Consider the following 18,577-nt stretch of genomic DNA (forward strand, 5'->3'; position numbering starts at 1 on the left):
TACTTGATATTCCGCAGGTGCTCACGGCTGCCTATCGTGGGGACGTGCTCGATTCACCCCGCCGCGCGGATGCGGCCCTCGCCCCAGTCTCTGCTCAACAGTTCGAGACCCCGTATGTCGATGCGCTGCGGTCACTCGCCGCAGAGCCCTGGCAGCGACTGCACGTGCCCGCGCACCACGGTGTCGCGGGCAACGCGCCCGGCATCGATGCGCTCGTCGGAGCCGACGCGGTCGCCCTCGACTTCCCCATGCTGTTCAGCGGAGTCGACCAGCGCACGTGGCGCCTCACGACCCCGGGCCGAGTCACCCCGCTCATGCGCGCGCAGCAGCTGGCCGCCGAGGCCTGGGGTGCGAGCCGCACGTGGTTCATCACCAACGGCGCCTCCGGCGGCAATCACGTCGCGACCACCGTGGCGCGAGGACTCGGCCGTGAGACGGTGATGCAGCGCAGCGTTCACTCGAGCGTGATCGACGGGGCCACGCACGTCGGGCTCGATCCGCACTTCGTCTACGGGTCAGTCGATGCCGGGCTCGGCGCCTCGCACGGCGTGACCGCTGCGCAGATCTCGGAGGCCCTCGACGCGCATCCCGAGAGCGCTTCGGTCTACGTCGTCTCGCCCAGCTACTTCGGCGCGGTCGCCGATATCGCGGCAATCGCACGCGTGGCGCACGACCACGGTGTGCCGCTCATCGTCGACGAAGCGTGGGGGTCGCACTTCGGCATGCACCCGGACCTCCCCGTGAACGCAGCCCGTCTCGGCGCCGACCTCGTGATCTCGAGCACGCACAAAGCGGCGGGATCGCTGACGCAGTCGGCGATGATCCAGCTCGGGCACGGACCGTTCGCCGCCCAGCTCGAATCGCTCGTCGACCGCGTGGTCCGTTCGTTCCAGTCGACCTCGACCAGCGCCCTCCTGCTCGCCTCGCTCGACGAGGCCCGCAAGCACCTCGCCACGCGCCCCGACCTCATCGGTCGTTCGCTGCGCTCCGCCGAGCGCATCCGCACCGCGATCCGCGAGGATCGCCGCTATCGCGACGCGACGCCCGACGTGCTCGATCGCGCGGATGCCATCGCGAACGACCCGTTCAAAATTGCGATCGATACGCGCGGTGCGGGCATCACCGGGGGCGAGGCGCACCATCTGCTGCTGCGCGACCACCGCATCTACTGCGAGCTCTCGACCCCGTCGGCACTGCTCGCGCTGATCGGCGCGACGTCGAACATCGATGCCGACCGCTTTCTCGAGGCGCTGCAGCAGCTGCCCGAGGCCGAGGTCGAGCCGGAGCGCCCGATCGCGTTGCCCGCTGCCTGCGAGCGGGCGATCGGGTTGGGCGAGGCATTCTTCAGCGATGTCGAGGTCGTCAGCGCGATCGATGCCGTCGGCCGCGTCTCCGCCGACGCGCTCGCGGCGTACCCGCCCGGAGTCCCCAATGTGCTGCCCGGCGAGGTGCTGTCGGCCGAGGTCGTCGCGTTCCTCCGCGCCACCGCCGCGAGCCCGGCAGGGTATGTTCGAGGATCGGTCGACGCTGCCCTCGAAACGTTCCGCGTGGTCGCCTGACGCCCGCGAGTTCATCTCCCCACCACCACACCAGTCGGCACCCGGCCGACGCACGAAGGAGTGTCATGACCAGTACGCACACGGGAACGCCGCAGTCCCCCGGAGGGTCGGCTGCCGATGCCGCCGAAGAGCCCGACGGCGGCATGCAGCGCGGCCTAAAGAACCGCCACCTCCAACTCATCGCCATCGGCGGGTCGATCGGCACGGGGCTTTTCCTCGGTTCCGGCAAGCTGATCAGCGTGTCGGGCCCCTCGATCATCCTGGTCTACTTGGTGATCGGCTTCTTCGTCTTCTTCATCATGCGGGCCCTGGGCGAGCTGCTGCTCTCGAACCTGCACTACAAGACCTTCGGCGACATCGCGAAAGACATGCTGGGGCCGTGGGCCGGGTTCTTCGTCTCGTGGAACGACTGGTTCTCCTGGGTGATCGCCTGCGTCGCGGACATCGTCGCGATCACCGCCTACGTGCAGTGGTTCAACCCCCACATTCCGGCGTGGGTGCCCGCCCTCATCACGGCACTCGTGCTCACCGTACTCAATCTGCAGCCGGTGAAATTCTTCGGCGAGACGGAGTTCTGGTTCGCGATCGTGAAGATCGTGGCGATCCTCGGTCTCATCGCAGTCGGCATCATCCTCATGGCGACGCAATTCACCTCTCCCGACGGCACGACGACGTCGGTAACGAATCTCTGGACGCACGGCGGCCTCTTCCCGATGGGCGCGAGCGGCTTCGTGCTGGGCTTCCAGATGGGCATCTTCTCGTTCATCGGCGTGGAGCTCGTCGGCACCGCCGCCGCCGAGACCCAGAGCCCGCGAAAAACGCTGCCGAAGGCGATCAACTCGATCGTCGTGCGCATCCTCATCTTCTACATCGGCGCCCTCGTCGTCATCATGTCGGTCACGCCCTGGGACGAGATCTCGCCCGACAAGAGCCCCTTCGTCGCCACCCTCGCCACGGCCGGATTCGGACTCGCGGCGGTCGTCATCCAACTCGTGGTGCTCACCTCGGCGGCGTCGAGCGCGAACTCCGGCTTGTATTCGGGTACGCGCATGCTCTTCGGTCTCGCCAAAGACGGCCATGCTCCCCGAAAATTCGCGCTGACCGATCGACACGGCGTGCCGCGGCGCTCGGTGTTCTTCACCTGCGTCTTCCTCTTCGCGGCGATTCCCCTGCTCTTCGCCGGCGACGGCGTGATCGCGGCCTTCACGTTCGTCTCCTCGATGTGCGCGACGCTCATCCTGTTCACCTGGGGGTCGATCGTCGTGAGCTACATCGTGTATCGCAAGCGCCATCCGGATCGCCACGCGGCATCGGTGTTCAAGATGCCGCTGTCGCGCGTCGCCCCGTGGCTGGTGCTCGGATTCTTCGTGTTCATCGCGGGCACGCTGCTCTACGGCGCCGACACGCGGGCCTCGATTCTCGCCGCCCCCGTCTGGTTCATTCTGCTCACCGTGCTGTGGCAATTGCGCAAGCGCCGCCTGATCAAGGAGGGGCGCCCACTCACCGGGGCGATCCCGACGGTCGCGCACCCGCTCGACGACGAGTGACCCACCCGGGGCTCGCCGGCAATACGGCGTCATCTCGGCGAGCCCCGGGAATACCCGCCACCCGTGCGCGTTGTATCGCACATGGTTGAAACTTCACACACCACGATCGATGCGTCCCCGGCTGCCTCTGTGCGCACCCGCGTACGCATCCCCTTGCGCTTCCCCGATGACTACGCGACCACCGCAGACGTCTTCACCTTCACCGACCTCGTCGACGGAAAAGAGCACCTGTTGCTCGGGCTCGGCGACTGGGAGGCGGCGCTTACCACCGGAGCCGCCGCAGCCGGTGCGGAATCCGCTGACGCCGATGCCCCGTTCGTGCGCCTCCACAGCGAGTGCCTCACCGGCGACGTCTTCGGTTCAGAGCGCTGCGACTGCGGCCCGCAGCTGCGCGAAGCGGTCGAACGCATCGCCGAGCAGGGCGGCTTCCTGCTCTACCTGCGGCAGGAGGGCCGCGGCATCGGCCTCTACGCCAAGCTCGACGCCTACGCGCTGCAAGATTCGGGCCTCGACACCTACGAGGCGAACGTCGCGCTCGGCCGCGGCGAAGACGAGCGCGACTACACCTCGGCCGCGCAGATGCTGCGGGCCGTCGGCGCCGAGCGTATCCGCCTGCTCAGCAACAACCCCGACAAGGCCGAGCAGCTCAGCGCGCTCGGCATCGAGGTCGCGGGCCGCGTTCCCACCTCGGTGCACCTCTCCGGGTTCAATCGCAAGTACCTCGAATCGAAGCGCGATCACACCGCGCACACGATCGACCTCACCGCGGCGTGAGCAGCGGGAGCCCTGCCGACGCAGGCGGCATTACGCCACCTGCCCGGACGGTGCCGAGCGTCGACGACGCCGAGCGATCCGGCACGGAACGGCGCCTCGCCGACGCCGAGATGGCCACGTGGCTGCCCCTGATCCGCGTGGCGCAGCTGCTGCCTCAGGCACTCGATCGCACCCTCCGCGATGAGGCGGGCATCAATCACGCACGCTATGCGATTCTGGTGATGCTCGCCCGCCCGACCGACGAGCAGCCCTCGATGTCTGAACTCGCCCGCATCGCCGGGCTCAGCCGGTCACGCCTCAGCCACGCGATCGATGCGCTGGTCGAGCGCGGGTGGGTCGAGCGCTCGAGCTGCGGCGAAGACCGCCGTTCACGCTCGGCACACCTCACGACAGCGGGGCTCGAGGCGCTGCGCGACGCGGCGCCCGCGCACGTCGCGCAGATCCGCGAACTCGTGCTCGGCCCGCTCGACGCCGCCGAGCAGCAGCAGCTCGCCGTGTTGCTCGGCAAGCTGCTGCCCGGCATCGAGCGCGCCCTCTAGCGGGCTCAGGCGAACGCCGAGATACCCGTGATGTCGCGACCGATGATCAAGGCCTGCACCGTCTCCGTGCCCTCGTAAGTGTGCAGTGCTTCGATATCGGCGAAGTGCCGTGCCACGCGGTTCTCGAGCAGGATGCCGTTGCCGCCGAGCAGATCACGCGCGTTGCGGACCAGATCGCGCGCCGTGCGCGTCGCCGTGTACTTGCCGAGTGAGGCGCCCGGGCCGGTGAGCTCTCCGCGCTCCTCGGCGCGCGTGAGCTGCATGAGCAGCGTCTGCAGCGAGGTCAACGCGCTCAGCATCTCGGAGAGGCGTGCCTGCACGATCTGCGAGGCCGCGAGTGGGCGCCCGAATTGCACGCGCTGCTGCGCGTAGTGCACCGCCGTCTCGTACACCGCGGTGGCCTGGCCGAGTGCGCCCCACGCGACCCCGAGTCGGGTCGCCTGCAGCACCCGCGCGGTGTCCTTGAAGCTGTTCGCGCCCGGCAGCTTCGCGCTCGCCGGCACCTGCACGCCGTCGAGCTCGATGTGCGCCTGCCAGATCGCGCGCAGCGACACCTTCTGCTCGATGGTGCGCGCGCGATAGCCTGCACTGTCTTGCGGCACGAGGAACCCCTGCACCTGCCCGTCGTCACCGCGCGCCCAGACGACGGACACCTGCCCGACGCTGCCCGAACCGATCCACTTCTTGTGCCCGGTGATGCGATACCCCTCACCAGCGGCCTCGGCTCGCGTCTCCAGACTCACCGAGTCGGAGCCGTGCGTCGGCTCCGTCAGCGCGAACGCCCCGAGCTCCGTGCCGCGGGCGAGCGGTTCGCCCCAGCGCTCGCGCTGCTCATCAGACCCGCAGTAAGCGATCGAACGGAGCGCCAGACCGCCCTGCACGCCGACGATGGTCGCGATCGACCCGTCGCCGCGAGAGAGCTCCATCATCGTGAGACTGGCGGCGAGCAGACTCTGCTCGGGGAAGCCGGGCACATCGATGCCGTCGCGCAGCAGGTCGAGGTCTCCGAGTCGACGGGCGAGATCAAGCGGGTACTCCGCACGATCCCAGATCCCGGCGATCACGGGTCGCACCTCGTCTTGCACGAAGGCCCGCGCGCGGTTCCAATACGCGCGGTCATCGGCCGACACATCGCGGAAGACTCCCGCGACATCGGGGTCGAGCGGCTCCCAAAGCGCGTACTCGGGTTCGGCGGTTCCCTGGCTGGTGACGGGCTTCGCGTGCGACATGCGTTCCTCTCGCGCGTCGGCCGGCACCGGCGCTTCGACTCCGAGCATGCCTGAGACGCGGTGCCACGTCAAGTAACTCGGTACTCGGGATCACCCGGACTTCGCTGGCAGATCGCCGCCAAATTGTCCTGGAACGGAGTCCCACACCTGCCGAAATGTGCTACGTTCAGGGCATGTCATCGAACGCCGCAGCACCGGCTCCCGAGAGCTCGACCGCCGCGATCCGCCACCTCGCCGAGCGCGGCTACGACGCCACGACGGCGGAAGACCTGGCCGCGGCGGTCGGCATGAGTCGAAGCACGTTCTTTCGGCGCTTCGGCAGCAAGGACGACGTGGTCTTCGCCGATCACGACCACGCGCTCGCACAGCTCGAGAGCGGTCTCGAGACGACGACACTCCCCCCGGCTGCCGCGCTGGTCGAGGGAACGACCGAGGTGCTGCGGCTCCTTATCCGCGATCCCGACGCCGCCCGACTGCGGTTCGAGCTGATGCGGCTCACCCCGGCGCTGCGCGACCGCGAACTCGTCATCACGCACCGCTACGAGCGCGTCTACACCCGCTACATCCGCGAAGTGCAGCAGCCGGGAACCCCGGCCTGGGTGGCCTCGGCGCTCGGCGCATCGCTCGTCGCGGCGCACAATGCCGCTCTGCGATCGTGGCTGCGCGGGCGCGTGACCGATGCCGTGCGCGCGCTGCACGACGACCTCGACCAACTCACCGCGCTCTACGCCCGATGGTTGGCGCCCAGTGACGACGTCGCCGAGCAGCGCGTCATGGTTGCGGTCTACGATGCGCTCGGCACCCCGGAATCGGTGCTCGATGCGATCGCGGCCCAACTGCGCCGCTAGGCGTTACGCCTCCCAGCGGTAGCGCCCACCGCGGGCCTCGAATTCGTGCTGCACCGCTGCACGCAACTCGGCATCCGCGAGGTAGTCGATCGCGGCCGATCCGAGTGCGACTGCCGCATCGGCGAGCGCGTCGAATGCCGGGGGCTGCACCGTGAGGTCAGCAAAGGCGGCGTTGTGCGGGAAGACATCGTCGGGCCCGCCCAGACCGATCGACGGGTGGATCGACGGGATGAACTGCGTGACGTTGCCCATATCGGTCGACGGCCCGCCCTGGGTGGGCACGGGCGGTGGAGCCGGAGTCTGGCGGCCGCGCGCGGCGAGTGCATCGGCCCAGCGCCGACCGAGCTCGACGTTCGGCTCGAGCGGCAGGTAAGGCGGCACGGGATCGACCTCGATCTCGGCCGTCGTCCCGGTCGCCAGCGCGGCCCCCTCGAGCGCCGCGACGACGCGATCGGTCAGCACTCGCAGGGTATCGATCTCACCGGAGCGCACGTAGAACAGCGCCGACGCCTGCTCAGGAACCACGTTGGGCGCAGCTCCCCCGTCGGTGATGATGCCGTGCACGCGATCGATGGGCAGGATGTGCTGCCGCAGCTGCGCCACCGACTGATACGCCGTGACCGCCGCGTCGAGGGCGTTGAGCCCGAGCCACGGGGTGCCGGCCGCGTGGGCCGCGCGCCCGCGATACGTCACCGCGACGCGTCGCACGCCCGTCGTGCGCTCGCCCCAGATCGCCGACACTCGAGACCCGGCGGCGGGGTGCACCATTCCGGCGGCGTCAACGTCGTCGAAGCCGCCCGCGCGCAAGATGTACTCCTTGCCCCCGCCGTTCTCCTCAGCCGGCGTGCCGATGAGCGAGAGCGTCGCACCGAGCTCCCTCGCGATCGGCACCGCGCTCAGAAAGGCGCCGACCGCGACTCCGGCGATGATGTTGTGCCCGCACGCGTGCCCGACACCGGGCAGCGCATCGTACTCGGCGATCACCGCGAAGTGCGGCCCGGTGCCGTCGCCGACGCTCGCGCGAAACGCGGTGTCGAGACCGTAGACGCCGACCTCGGTCTCGATGCCGTGCGCGGCCAGCACGTCACTGATCAGCCCCACGGATGCGTGCTCCGCGAAGCCGATCTCGGGCGAGGCGTACAGTGTGCGCGCGAGCGTTTCGAGCTCGGGGCGCAGGTCGTCGACCGCGGCCGCGAGACGCTCGTGCGCCGCCGATCCCGCCCCGGCGAACGCCGACGCGCGGTGCTCGGGCGGCTGCGGGGGCGTCTGCGACCGGCGCTGGTAGTCGGCGTAGATGTCGTAGGGATCAGTCATCTCGCGTGATTCCGTCTCGTGCGGCGCGGTCAGAAGCTAACGGTTTCACCGTCGGCACGGCGCAGTTCGAGGCGGTAGCCCGCGGAGCCGTCGGCGATGACCTCGGTCACCCCGTCCCCCAGATCGAGTGCGTCAAGCGCATGCTGCACCGCCGCGGCATCGACCTCGGCGCGAACGAACCGCACGAGTTCGAGGGTCGGCAGGTCGCTGAGCCCGGGCTGCGTCGTCGTGCCCCAATCGATGAGGAACGGCACGTCGAGGCGATCCAGCGCAGCACCGGTGAGGCGCCACTCGAGCAGGTCGCCCGCGGGGGTGCGACGGGAGAGCTCCCACACGTCACCGGGGTCGAAGCCGCGCGAGCGCGCCCCGGCCACCACGGCGTCGATGTCGGCGGGATGCACCGCGTACGCCTGCACCGCAGGCTCGGTGAGCCCGTCGATGCCGAAGGTCGTCGGCACGGCGGGGTCTTCGCGATCGGGGTTGGGCCCGATGAGTTCGATGTACTGCGGGCCGCGCTGCCCATCGATCGTGAGCGCGACGAGCGCGTTCGCCGTGCCCGTGGGGTGGGCGCCGCCCGGAGCCGCGACGACACCGGTGCGTTCCGCGAACCAGTCGACGAGTGCGGGGAGGTCGGGGCCGGCGATGACGATGTGATCCAGAAGACTCGGAATGCTCATACCGCGATTCCACCACACCGCAGACGCCCGCGACCAGCCCTGACGTCACACGCGGTCACGCGAGTGGTGTCGAGGCTGAGCGCGGGCGTCGCTGCGCTCGTGCTTGCGCCGTGGTCAGTGACCGCGCGCGATCCATTCCTCCAGATGCGGCGCCTCGGCACCGATCGTCGTGGTGTCGCCGTGCCCCGTGTAGACGGTGGTGTCTGCGGGCAGCGTGAGCAGGCGCTCGCGAATCGATTCGATGATCAACGGGAAATCGCTGAACGAGCGTCCCGTGGCCCCCGGGCCGCCCTGGAACAGGGTGTCTCCGGTGAAGACCGCCCCGAGCGCGGGCGCACTGAACGAGGTCGATCCGGGCGAATGGCCCGGCGTGTGCAGCGCGGTGATCTCGATGCCCGCCACGGTGAACACGTCACCGTCTGCGATCTCGGCGTCGGGCGCGGTCTCGTGCACCGTCTCCCACAGCATCGCGTCTGCCGGGTTGAGGTGCAGCGGTGCACCGAGCAGCGCGGCCGTGTCGCGAGCGGCCCGGATGTGGTCGTCGTGCCCGTGAGTGAGCAGGATCGCCCGCACGGTACGACCCGCGACCGCTTCGGCCACCGCGGCGGCATCGTGGGCCGGGTCGATCACGATCACCTCGGCGTCGTCGCCGACGAGCCAGACATTGTTGTCCACATCCCAGGTGCCCCCATCGAGCGAGAACGTGCCGCTCGTGACGAGGCGTTCGATACGTGCGCCCATCAGAGCACCACCACCGAACGCAGCACCGTGCCGTCGTGCATGCGGTCGAACGACGCCTCGACGTCGCCGAGGCCGACCCGCTCCGTCACGAAGCCGTCGAGATCGAGCCGGCCGAGCTTGTACTGGTCGATCAGCATCTCGAAGTCGCGGCTCGGCAGGCAGTCGCCGTACCACGACGACTTCAGCGAGCCGCCGCGCCCGAAGACGTCGAGCAGCGGCAGCTCGAGCTGCATCTCGGGCGTCGGCACGCCGACGAGCACCACGCGGCCGGCCAGATCGCGGGCGTAGAACGCCTGACGGTACGTCTCGGGGCGCCCGACCGCGTCGATCACGACATCGGCGCCGAAGCTGTCGGTGAGCGCGCGAATCGCCTCGACCGCGTCCTCATGCTTCGAATTCACCGTGTGCGTGGCGCCGAAGCGCTTCGCCTGCTCGAGCTTCGCGTCGTCGATATCGACGGCGATGATCGTGGTGGCACCCGCGAGCTGTGCGCCCGCGATCGCTGCGGTGCCGACGCCGCCGCAGCCGATCACGGCGACCGACTCGCCCCGCTTGACTTCGCCCGTGTTGATGGCGGCACCGATACCCGCCATCACGCCGCAGCCCAGCAGGCCGACCGCAGCCGCATCCGACTCCTCATCGATCTTCGTGCACTGACCCGCTGCGACGAGCGTCTTCTCGATGAACGCGCCGATGCCGAGCGCCGGCGACAACTCGGTGCCGTCTTCGAGCGTCATCTTCTGCGTCGCGTTGTGCGTCGCGAAGCAGTACTGCGGCTGCCCCTTCGCGCACGCGCGGCACTGCCCGCAGACGGCGCGCCAGTTCAGGATCACGCGATCCCCCACGGCCACCTCGGTGACGCCCTCGCCGACCGCCGCCACACGACCGGTCGCCTCGTGACCGAGCAGGAACGGGAAGTCGTCGCTGATGCCGCCCAGCTTGTAGTGCAGATCGGTGTGGCAGACGCCGCTCGTGATGATGTCGACCACGGCCTCGCCCGGGCCCGGATCGGGCACGATCACCGTTTCGATGGTCGCCGGCGCGTTCTTCTCGCGAACGACAACGCCTTGCACTCGGTACGCCATAGGGTTCCTTTCACCGGGTTCTCTTCAGTGTGCGCCGCCGAACGAAGCTCGACCGGTGCCTGCATCCAGGCTACCGATAGCCACCGACACCCGCCCACCGACTCACGAGATCTCTTGCACACCGCACCACTCGACGATGAGTAGCGCGATGGGCGGCGTGCATGTGCGCATCGACTCGACATTTACACGTTCGTCGACCCATGAACATTCTCGGAGTCCGGCGCCTACACCAGCGCGGGAACCCTGCAGGACTTCACGAAGAGGCAGCCATCGAGACAGCCCGGAGGCGTTCAGCTCGTAACCTCGCAACCCGATCCCGCGGAGATTCGGCAGATCGCGGACCGATCCGCACGATGCGGTCAGCGATCTGCCGAATCTCCGCGCCAAGGTCAACGCGCGCACATACGCGCCGCCCCTACTCCAGCTCGCCCGACAGCTCCAGCCAGCGCTCCTCGAGCGCGGCGACCTCGTCTTCGATGGCGGTGATCTTCGTCATCTCCGCGTTGAGCAGCGTGTAGTCGGTCTGATCGAAGTTCGCGAGCCCATCTCGCGAGCGCACGATGTCGGCCTGCAGGCGCTCCATCTTGCGCTCGACTGCGGCGAGCTCTTTCTCGGCGGCCCGGCGGTCGGCGCCGCTGAGACCCGCCGTGGGTGCAGGTGCCGAGGCGCTCGGTGATCCGGCAGCACCCGCCACCGATGCGGCGCTGACGTCGCGGCCCTGCTCCTGCGCGGTGCGCAACTCAAGGTACTGATCGACGCCGCCCGGCAGATGGCGCAGGTGCCGGTCGAGAATCGCGAACTGCTGATCGGTCACGCGCTCCAGGAAGTACCGGTCGTGCGACACCACGATGAGCGTGCCAGGCCACGAGTCGAGCAGGTCTTCCATCGCCGCGAGCATGTCGGTGTCGAGGTCGTTCGTCGGCTCGTCGAGAATCAGCACGTTGGGCTGGTTGAGCAGGATCAGCAGCAGCTGCAGTCGCCGCTTCTGGCCGCCCGAGAGATCTTTGACCGGCGTCGAGAGCTGTGCGCTGGTGAACCCCATGCGTTCGAGCAGCTGCCCCGGCGTCAGCTCCTGCGCCTTCGAGCCGCTGCCGACGGTGAAGCTGGTGCGCAGGCGGCCGATGACCGTGCGCACCGGCTCCTGCAGGTGTTCCTCGAGCTCGTCGAGGCGCTGCGTCAGGGTCGCGACCTGCACGGTCTTGCCGCGCTTCACACGACCCGAAGTCGGCTCGATCGTGCCCGAGATGAGGCCGAGCAGTGTCGACTTTCCGGCGCCGTTCACACCCAGAATGCCGGTGCGTTCGCCGGGCGCAAGCATCCAGTCGACGTCTTCGATGATGGTGCGATCGCCGTAGGCGACCCCGGCCTCGACGAGGTTCACGACCTCCTTGCCGAGGCGGGCGACGGCCATCGACTGCAGCGACACGCGGTCGCGGATCTCAGGAACATCGGCGATGAGCTCATTCGCGGCATCGATGCGGAACTTCGGCTTCGAGGTGCGCGCGGGAGCACCGCGACGCAGCCAGGCCAGCTCCTTGCGCGCCAGGTTCTGGCGCTTCTGCTCAATGCTCGCGGCCTGACGGTCGCGCTCGACGCGCTGCAGAATGTAGGCGGCGTACCCGCCCTCGAAGGGCTCGACGATGCGGTCGTGCACCTCCCACGTGGCGGTGCACACCTCATCGAGGAACCAGCGATCGTGGGTCACGACCAGCAGCGCCCCCTGCCCGGGCTGCCAACGACGCTTCAGGTGGTTCGCGAGCCAGGCGATGCCCTCGACGTCGAGGTGGTTGGTCGGCTCGTCGAGGAAGAGGATGTCGAACTCTTGCACCAGCAACCGGGCGAGGGCCACGCGACGACGCTGCCCGCCCGAGAGGGCATCGAGCGACGCCTCCCAGTCGAGGTCAGAGACCAGGCCCGCGATGACTTCGCGCGCCTGCGCGTCGCCGGCCCATTCGTACTCCGGGCGATCCCCCACGATCGCGTGCCCGACGGTCTCGCCGTCGTCAAAATTGTCGGCCTGGTCGAGCACCCCGATAGTCGTGCCGCCGCGCATCGTCACCTGCCCGCTGTCGGGTTCGCGCCGCCCGGCCAGCATCATCAGCAGACTCGATTTGCCGTCGCCGTTGCGGCCGACGATGCCGATGCGATCGCCCTCGGCGACGCCGAGCGTCACCGAGTCGAAGACGGTCTTCGTCGGAACTTCGAGATGCAGGGCCTCGGCCCCCAAGAGATGCGCCATAACCCCTCCAGCGTAGCCGTGCGCGCCGGGTGCTCAGTACACTGAGCGCAGTCGCGAGCACGCGGCGATCCGCCTCGATCCGCACTGGATCCCGCTCGGAAGGCTCACCGGTGGCCCGCACGTCTCAGTCTGCACCGCTCGCACGCATCGTTCACGCGCTCGGCGCTGTGCGCACTCCGCTCCGGATCGCCCTCGGCCTCATCGCCGTCGCGCTCGGGGCGGTGCTCGTACTGGCCCCGATCACCGTGCACGGCATCGCGATCATCGCGGGTTGCGGTCTCGCCGCGATCGGCATCGCCGCGGTGCTGCCGGGTGATGCCTCGGCAGGCGGTGCCTCGGCGGGCGGCGCGCGCACGTCGACGCTGACCCGGCGCATCGGCGCGATCATGCTCATCGTCGTCGGCCTGATCATGGCGGCGTGGCCGGTCGCCGGCGCCCCGTGGCTGGCCTTCCTCGCCGGATCCGCGCTCGTCATGCACGGCGCGCTGGCGCTCGTCGCGGCGGTCGTCGACCGCACGGCAACGCTCGATCATCGCGTCAGCGGCGTCTGCCTCGCGCTCGCTACGGTCTTGGTCGGCGGCATCACGTTCTCCTGGCCCGTGCTCACCCTCCTACTCTTCCGCTACGGCGTCGGCGCGTGGCTCGTGCTGCTCGGGCTGCAGCTCTTGCTCGATCCGGTGATCGCCGCGATGCGTGCGCGACGGGAGGTGCGCTCTGCTGCTGCCACTGCTGCCTCTGGAACGAGCCCCGGAAACCGCCGCCCCGCCGCGCTCGCCACACCGTGGCGATGGGCGCGGACGATCGCGTCGGGCATCGCGCTCGTCGCTTCGGTCGCGCTCGCACTCGGCAGCGGGTTCGTGCTCGGCGGCGTGCCGATGCCGGCGCCCGACGAGTTCTACGCCGCACCGGCTGCAGCGCAGGTGCCCGACGCGCCGGGCCAGCTCATTCGTTCGGAACCGCTCACCACCGGCGTCGCTGCGGGCGCTGAGGCGTGGAAGATTCTGTACACGACGACGCACCCCGACGGCAGCCCCGCCATCTCGAGCGGCACCGTCATCGCCCCCGCCGACCGCACCGGCGAGGCACTGCCGCTGCTGAGCATCGCTCACGGTACGAGCGGCGTCGTCGCGGCGTGTGCGCCCTCACTCAGTGCTACCCCGTTCTCAGATGGGGCCGGCGCCGCGCTCACCGAGATGGTGACGCAGCACGGCTGGGCGGCAGTGACTTCCGATTACATCGGCCTCGGCACCGCCGGCACGCACCCCTACCTCGTCGGCGAGGCGGAGGCGCGAAACGTGCTCGATGCCTCGCGCGCCGCCCAGCAGCTCTCGGGCCTGGCGCTCTCCACCGACACCGTCGTGTGGGGCCACTCGCAGGGCGGCCAGGGAGCGCTCTGGACGGGGCAGGAAGCCGCGTCGTACGCGCCCGAGCTCACAGTGAAAGGCATCGCCGCATTCGCACCGGCGGCGAACCTCTACGGGCTCGCAGACGCTGACAAGAACGACCCTGCGGGCAAAACGGTCTCGGCCTACATCGCGACGACCTGGAACGACGTGTTTCCGGAACTCGACCTCGAGCAGCACCTCACTCCGGGGTCGGCCGGCGGGGTCGAAAAGATTCGTGAGCTCTGCTTCAGCGGGCACGACGGACTCGCGGCGATCCTGCTCGGCACCCAGGTGCCCAATCAGATCTTCCCCGACAGCGCACTCGCGGGCCCCTTCGGTGACCTGCTCAAGCAACAGACGCCGGATGGCCCGTTCCCTGCACCGGTGCTCGTGGCGCAGGGGCTCGCGGATCCGCTGGTGAAGCCGCAGTTGCAACTCGACTACGTCGAGGGCCGCTGCGCTGCGGGCGTCGCGCTCGACTACCGCACCTATCCGGGCCTGAATCACGGCACGCTCGTCGCCGAGGACTCCCCGCTCACCCCGCAGCTCGTGCAGTGGACGCTGGATCGCTGGGACGACAAGCCGGCGACCCCGAACTGCGACGACCTGCCGAACTCGGTGGCCGACTAGCGGGCAGCGCTCCGCGGCCCCGCGCGCTCTGCGTGCTCCGCCTCCTCGCGAGCGCACCCTTTCGTGCGAGTGCACCGTTCACAATGATGTGCATTCGCACGAAAGGGGTGCGCTCGCGGGAGGGTGAGGGCCGCAGCCCCGAGTCACACCCGCTGGGTCACACCGAGCAGCAGGAACCGCCGCAGCACGAGCCGCCCGACTCGGCGTCGCCGAGCAGGTTGAGAATCTCGCGGGCCTCGGCGTCGGCGAACGACGCGGCACCCTCGAGGCCGGCTTCGGCCGAGAACTGGGGCGCGGCGGGCTCAGGGGCCGTGGCAACGTCGGTGTGGGCACCTGTGGTGCGCTGCTGGTCAGTCATGGGAACTCCTTGGTGCGGTTCGAACGGAAACGCCGCTGATACGGCTGATGTTACTGGGCGGTCGCGGGTGCCGCACCGCGCTGGAAGCCGAGCACCTGCTCAAACACGTTGGCGAAGGCGTCGGCCGATTGCGCACCCGAGACGCCGTACTGCTGATCGAGCAGGAAGAACGGCACGCCGCTGATGCCGAGCTGCTGCGCGCGGGTAATGTCGCGCTGCACCGCTTCGCCGTAGGCGTCGTCGTCGAGCGCGGCGCGCACCTCATCGGCATCGAGGCCGGCCTCGGCGCCGAGTCGGGCGAGCGCGTCGGCGTCGGACATGTCCTCACCCTCGGAGAAGTACGCACGGAACAGGCGCTCCTGAACGGCCGCCTGCACGCCGCGGTCCTTCGCAAGGTGCAGCACCCGGTGCGCGCGCTGCGTGTTGGCGTGCTTCACCTCGTGGAATCCGAAGTCGACGCCCTCAGAGGCGCCGAGCTCGGTCATCTGGCCGAGCATCTGCTCGACCTGCTCGGCCGGCATGCGCTTGTGCTGCACGAGAAAGTCGATCTCGCTGCCCTGAAAATCGAGGGGCGTATCGGGGGCGAGCTCGAAGCTGTGGCTCTCCACCTCGATGGCAACTTCGGGGTGCTGCTCACTGAACGCCTGCACCGCCGTTTCGAATCGGTGCTTGCCGAGGTAGCACCACGGGCAGGCGATATCGGACCAGATGTCGACGCGGATCGTTTCACTCACACCGAGTGCAGCGTTCCAGGGCCACGCGGTATTCCCGCTCGGGATCGCGGAGCCCGAGGAGTCCCGGCGATCCGGCGCCGCTCAGCGATCTCAGATGACGCGGGCGCCCGGCACCGGCCCCGAGACCGTCAGTGCGCGAGTGCCCTGCCGCCCCAGCACAGCGCGCAGTTCCGCGGCCTCCTGGGGCGTGCCGACGAGAAACGCGATCGTCGGACCCGAGCCCGAGACGATGCCGGCGAGCGCGCCGCGCGACTCCCCCAGCTCCAGAATCTCGGTCAGCTCGGGCGCGAGTTTGAGCGCGGCGACCTGCAGGTCGTTGTGCATGGCCTCGGCGAGCGACCCCGCATCACCGATGCGCACGGCTTGCAGCACCGCGGTCTCGACCTTGACAAGGTCGGGCTGCGGGCCGAGATCGCGCGCGTGGCGATCGCGATGCTCATCGAGGGTGCGATAGACGACGGGGGTGCTCAAGCCGGAGTCGGACATGGCGAGGACCCAGTGGAAGTCGCCCTTAGCGAGTGCCGGGCTCAGTTCGTCGCCGCGTCCGGTACCCACGGCCGTGCCACCCTCGAGTGCAAAGGGAACGTCGGCCCCGAGCTCGGCTGCGAGCGGCAGGAGTCCGTGGCGGCCCAGGCCGGTACCCCAGAGCTCATCGCAGGCGACCAGCGTGGCGGCAGCGTCGGCCGACCCGCCGCCCATACCGCCGGCGATCGGCACGCGCTTCAGCACGGTCAGCGCCGCCCCGCCCGCGTACCCGGTGCGCTCGGCAAGCAGTTTCGCGGCGATGAGCGCGAGATTGGTGTCGTCGCACGGCAGCTGCGATGCGTCGACGGGCCCGACGAAACGCACCGAGAAACCATCGGAGTGCTCGGCCGTGACCTCTTCGAAAAGCGAGACCGCTTGATAGAGGGAGGCGACGTCGTGGTAGCCATCGTCTTGCAGCGCGCCAACGCGGAAGAAGACATTGATCTTCCCCGGAGCCCGGACTGTGACCGGACCCCCTCCGCTCCTACCCATGCCCCTACGCTAGCGCACGCTCCAACATTCTTTTGACGGTTTACGTCACCGCGCCACGCCAATAAATCACTTAGTTGACATCCATCAACCAAGTGCTATCGTTGATCTCCGTCAACAGTTGATCCACGTCAACCGACGCGCGTCCGCCCGGCGCGACCCCGCAGCACACAGAAACCAGGAATTCATGTCTCTCCCCGCTTCCGCGCACACGGAGCGCCCGAAGATGACGCACCGGCAGGTTCTCGAAGCCCTGTCGGGCCTCCTCCTCGGCATGTTCGTCTCGATGCTCGCCTCGACCGTCGTCTCGAGCTCGCTCCCCGTCATCATCCACGACCTCAAGGGCGACCAGACCGCCTACACCTGGGTCGTCACCGCGACCCTGCTCACGACGGCGATCTCGACGCCGATCTGGGGCAAGCTCTCCGACCTCTTCAACCGCAAGGTGCTGTTCCAGCTCGCAATCGCGATCTTCGTGCTCGCGACCGCAGCGGCAGGCTTCTCGCAGGATCCCGGCACCATGATCGCGTTCCGCGCGGTGCAGGGTATCGGCGCCGGTGGCCTTGCCGCACTCAGCCAGGTCATCATGGCCGACATCATCAGCCCGCGCGAACGCGGCCGCTACATGGGACTCTTCGGCGCAGTGATGGCACTGTCGACCGTCGGCGGCCCGCTGCTCGGCGGCGTCATCACCGACTCGATCAACTGGCGCTGGAACTTCTTCGTCGCGCTCCCCTTTGCCGTCGCCGCACTGATCATCGTGCAGAAGACGCTGCATCTGCCGGCACGCCCCGCAAAGCGCACCAGCATCGACTACTTCGGCATCGTGCTGCTCTCGGCGGCGGTATCGCTGCTGCTCATCTGGATCACCAACGCCGGCAAGGACTACGACTGGTGGAGCCTGACGACCGTGCTCATGGTGGGTGGCGCCATCGTGTCGACCGTGCTCTTCATCATCGTTGAGCTCCGCTCGAAGGAGCCGCTCATCCCACTGACGCTCTTCCGCAGCCGCACCTTCACCCTCGCCGTGATCGCTTCGATCGCCACCGGCATCGCAATGTTCGGCTCCTCGGTGTTCCTCAGCCAGTACATGCAGCTGTCTCGCGGCGCCACCCCCACCCAGGCAGGCATCATGACCATTCCGATGATCGCGGGCCTGCTGCTCGCCTCGATCGGTGTGGGCGCCCTCATCACCCGGTTCGGCAAGTGGAAGCCGTACCTGATCGTTGGTGCCGTGCTGCTGATCGCCGGCTCGACGCTGCTCTCGACGATCCACTACGACACCAACTTCGCGCTGGTCTCGCTCTACATGTTCCTGCTCGGCGCCGGGGTCGGCATGACGATGCAGTACCTGGTGCTCGTCGTGCAGAACACCACCAACCCCGAACAGATCGGCGTCGCGAGCTCGGGAGTCACCTTCTTCCGCAGCCTCGGCGGCACCATCGGGGTCTCGGTGATGGGTGCCGCCCTCGCGACGAAGGTCGCCGACCTCATGGGATCGGACTCGATCCTGGCCAAGATGGCTGCGGCGATCAAATCGCTCGGCGAGGAGGGCGCATCCGTCGCCGCCCAGCTCCAGTCGGGAACACTGCCCGAGGTGTCGAAGATGCCGGAGGCCGTGCGAGTGATTATCGAAGACGTCTACGCGCAGGGCATCTCGCACTCGTTCTTGATCGCCGTGCCGTTCGCGGTGCTCAGCCTCCTCGCGATCATCTTCCTGCCGAACGCGCCGCTCACTCGCATGACGAACTCAGAGCGCGCACAGGCCGCCGAAGCCGACCTCGCCACCGTTTCGACCGCGGAGGGCATGGCCGTGCTCACCGCCACGGGCAGTATTCCCGTGATCGGCGAAACCAGTGAAACCGCGGGTGCGACCCGGTCAGCACGGTCGAGCGAGCGGTAAC

Annotated in this window: 16 protein-coding genes; 7 read left to right on the forward strand and 9 right to left on the reverse strand. The window is 68.8% G+C overall.

The annotated features are described in order from the left end of the window. Window positions 1-44: 44 nt before the first annotated feature. The 4 genes from AMS67_RS05445 (at window position 45) to AMS67_RS05460 (ending at window position 4,419) form a co-directional block, all read left to right on the forward strand. Window positions 45-1,559, forward strand: coding sequence for an aminotransferase class I/II-fold pyridoxal phosphate-dependent enzyme (locus AMS67_RS05445; protein ID WP_053386722.1), 1,515 nt, complete (start codon window positions 45-47; stop codon window positions 1,557-1,559). Window positions 1,560-1,624: 65 nt separating this feature from the next. Continuing rightward, the gene (locus AMS67_RS05450) at window positions 1,625-3,106 is read left to right on the forward strand and encodes an amino acid permease (protein ID WP_053386455.1); all 1,482 of its coding nucleotides are present in this window, start codon (window positions 1,625-1,627) and stop codon (window positions 3,104-3,106) included. An 81-nt stretch (window positions 3,107-3,187) separates the two neighbouring features. Next, on the forward strand, window positions 3,188-3,880 hold the full coding sequence (locus AMS67_RS05455) for a GTP cyclohydrolase II (protein WP_053386456.1): 693 nt from the start codon (window positions 3,188-3,190) through the stop codon (window positions 3,878-3,880). Further along, window positions 3,877-4,419, forward strand: a complete 543-nt coding sequence (locus AMS67_RS05460; RefSeq protein WP_241487997.1) for a MarR family winged helix-turn-helix transcriptional regulator — start codon at window positions 3,877-3,879, stop codon at window positions 4,417-4,419. The genes AMS67_RS05455 and AMS67_RS05460 overlap by 4 nt, the downstream gene beginning before the upstream one ends. Window positions 4,420-4,424: 5 nt before the next feature. Here the strand turns inward: AMS67_RS05460 and AMS67_RS05465 are convergent, their stop codons facing one another. Beyond that, entirely contained in the window at window positions 4,425-5,648 is a 1,224-nt protein-coding gene (locus tag AMS67_RS05465; protein WP_053386724.1) for an acyl-CoA dehydrogenase family protein, read from the reverse strand. A gap of 173 nt (window positions 5,649-5,821) precedes the next feature. On the opposite strand from AMS67_RS05465, the gene AMS67_RS05470 reads away from it, so the two are divergent. After that, window positions 5,822-6,496: a TetR/AcrR family transcriptional regulator gene (locus AMS67_RS05470; protein ID WP_053386725.1), complete on the forward strand. Its 675-nt coding sequence runs from the start codon at window positions 5,822-5,824 to the stop codon at window positions 6,494-6,496. Window positions 6,497-6,499: 3 nt separating this feature from the next. On the opposite strand, the gene AMS67_RS05475 is transcribed toward AMS67_RS05470, so the two are convergent. The 5 genes from AMS67_RS05475 to AMS67_RS05495 all read right to left on the reverse strand — a co-directional run bounded on the left by AMS67_RS05475 (window position 6,500) and on the right by AMS67_RS05495 (window position 12,552). Beyond that, on the reverse strand, window positions 6,500-7,810 hold the full coding sequence (locus tag AMS67_RS05475) for an amidohydrolase (RefSeq protein WP_082305316.1): 1,311 nt from the start codon (window positions 7,808-7,810) through the stop codon (window positions 6,500-6,502). Between the two features lie 29 nt (window positions 7,811-7,839). Next, a complete protein-coding gene (locus AMS67_RS05480) occupies window positions 7,840-8,487 on the reverse strand; it encodes a VOC family protein (protein WP_053386457.1) in 648 nt (215 codons plus the stop codon). A gap of 114 nt (window positions 8,488-8,601) precedes the next feature. Further along, window positions 8,602-9,228, reverse strand: a complete 627-nt coding sequence (locus AMS67_RS05485; protein ID WP_053386458.1) for an MBL fold metallo-hydrolase — start codon at window positions 9,226-9,228, stop codon at window positions 8,602-8,604. Further along, complete coding sequence (locus tag AMS67_RS05490; RefSeq protein ID WP_053386459.1) at window positions 9,228-10,313, reverse strand: S-(hydroxymethyl)mycothiol dehydrogenase; 1,086 nt, start codon at window positions 10,311-10,313, stop codon at window positions 9,228-9,230. The genes AMS67_RS05485 and AMS67_RS05490 overlap by 1 nt, the downstream gene beginning before the upstream one ends. A 415-nt stretch (window positions 10,314-10,728) precedes the next feature. Beyond that, a complete protein-coding gene (locus tag AMS67_RS05495) occupies window positions 10,729-12,552 on the reverse strand; it encodes an ABC-F family ATP-binding cassette domain-containing protein (RefSeq protein WP_053386460.1) in 1,824 nt (607 codons plus the stop codon). A gap of 110 nt (window positions 12,553-12,662) precedes the next feature. Between AMS67_RS05495 and AMS67_RS05500 the strand changes: the two genes are divergently transcribed. Next, window positions 12,663-14,567 carry a lipase family protein gene (locus AMS67_RS05500; protein ID WP_082305317.1) on the forward strand — a complete coding sequence of 635 codons (1,905 nt, stop codon included), beginning with the start codon at window positions 12,663-12,665 and terminating at the stop codon, window positions 14,565-14,567. A gap of 157 nt (window positions 14,568-14,724) precedes the next feature. On the opposite strand, the gene AMS67_RS05505 is transcribed toward AMS67_RS05500, so the two are convergent. The 3 genes from AMS67_RS05505 to AMS67_RS05515 all read right to left on the reverse strand — a co-directional run bounded on the left by AMS67_RS05505 (window position 14,725) and on the right by AMS67_RS05515 (window position 16,676). Further along, on the reverse strand, window positions 14,725-14,925 hold the full coding sequence (locus AMS67_RS05505; RefSeq protein ID WP_053386461.1) for a hypothetical protein: 201 nt from the start codon (window positions 14,923-14,925) through the stop codon (window positions 14,725-14,727). A 50-nt stretch (window positions 14,926-14,975) separates the two neighbouring features. Continuing rightward, window positions 14,976-15,659 carry a DsbA family oxidoreductase gene (locus AMS67_RS05510; RefSeq protein ID WP_053386462.1) on the reverse strand — a complete coding sequence of 228 codons (684 nt, stop codon included), beginning with the start codon at window positions 15,657-15,659 and terminating at the stop codon, window positions 14,976-14,978. Between the two features lie 90 nt (window positions 15,660-15,749). Next, on the reverse strand, window positions 15,750-16,676 hold the full coding sequence (locus AMS67_RS05515; protein ID WP_053386463.1) for a 4-(cytidine 5'-diphospho)-2-C-methyl-D-erythritol kinase: 927 nt from the start codon (window positions 16,674-16,676) through the stop codon (window positions 15,750-15,752). A gap of 184 nt (window positions 16,677-16,860) precedes the next feature. Here AMS67_RS05515 and AMS67_RS05520 point away from each other — a divergent pair, with 184 nt between their 5' ends. Further along, window positions 16,861-18,576 (forward strand): MDR family MFS transporter, encoded by a 1,716-nt coding sequence (locus AMS67_RS05520; protein WP_053386464.1) that lies wholly within the window; start codon window positions 16,861-16,863, stop codon window positions 18,574-18,576. Window position 18,577: the final 1 nt, after the last annotated feature.

The sequence above is a fragment of the Leucobacter japonicus genome (assembly GCF_001273855.1).
Lineage (GTDB): Bacteria > Actinomycetota > Actinomycetes > Actinomycetales > Microbacteriaceae > Leucobacter > Leucobacter japonicus.

Excerpts from the sequence above, each read along its gene's own strand:
- AMS67_RS05450 (WP_053386455.1), top strand. The coding sequence starts at position 1,625 with ATGACCAGTACGCACACGGGAACGCCGCAGTCCCCCGGAGGGTCGGCT.
- AMS67_RS05455 (WP_053386456.1), top strand. The coding sequence starts at position 3,188 with ATGGTTGAAACTTCACACACCACGATCGATGCGTCCCCGGCTGCCTCT.
- AMS67_RS05465 (WP_053386724.1), bottom strand. The coding sequence starts at position 5,648 with ATGTCGCACGCGAAGCCCGTCACCAGCCAGGGAACCGCCGAACCCGAG.
- AMS67_RS05470 (WP_053386725.1), top strand. The coding sequence starts at position 5,822 with ATGTCATCGAACGCCGCAGCACCGGCTCCCGAGAGCTCGACCGCCGCG.
- AMS67_RS05475 (WP_082305316.1), bottom strand. The coding sequence starts at position 7,810 with ATGACTGATCCCTACGACATCTACGCCGACTACCAGCGCCGGTCGCAG.
- AMS67_RS05480 (WP_053386457.1), bottom strand. The coding sequence starts at position 8,487 with ATGAGCATTCCGAGTCTTCTGGATCACATCGTCATCGCCGGCCCCGAC.
- AMS67_RS05485 (WP_053386458.1), bottom strand. The coding sequence starts at position 9,228 with ATGGGCGCACGTATCGAACGCCTCGTCACGAGCGGCACGTTCTCGCTC.
- AMS67_RS05490 (WP_053386459.1), bottom strand. The coding sequence starts at position 10,313 with ATGGCGTACCGAGTGCAAGGCGTTGTCGTTCGCGAGAAGAACGCGCCG.
- AMS67_RS05495 (WP_053386460.1), bottom strand. The coding sequence starts at position 12,552 with ATGGCGCATCTCTTGGGGGCCGAGGCCCTGCATCTCGAAGTTCCGACG.
- AMS67_RS05505 (WP_053386461.1), bottom strand. The coding sequence starts at position 14,925 with ATGACTGACCAGCAGCGCACCACAGGTGCCCACACCGACGTTGCCACG.
- AMS67_RS05515 (WP_053386463.1), bottom strand. The coding sequence starts at position 16,676 with ATGGGTAGGAGCGGAGGGGGTCCGGTCACAGTCCGGGCTCCGGGGAAG.
- AMS67_RS05520 (WP_053386464.1), top strand. The coding sequence starts at position 16,861 with ATGTCTCTCCCCGCTTCCGCGCACACGGAGCGCCCGAAGATGACGCAC.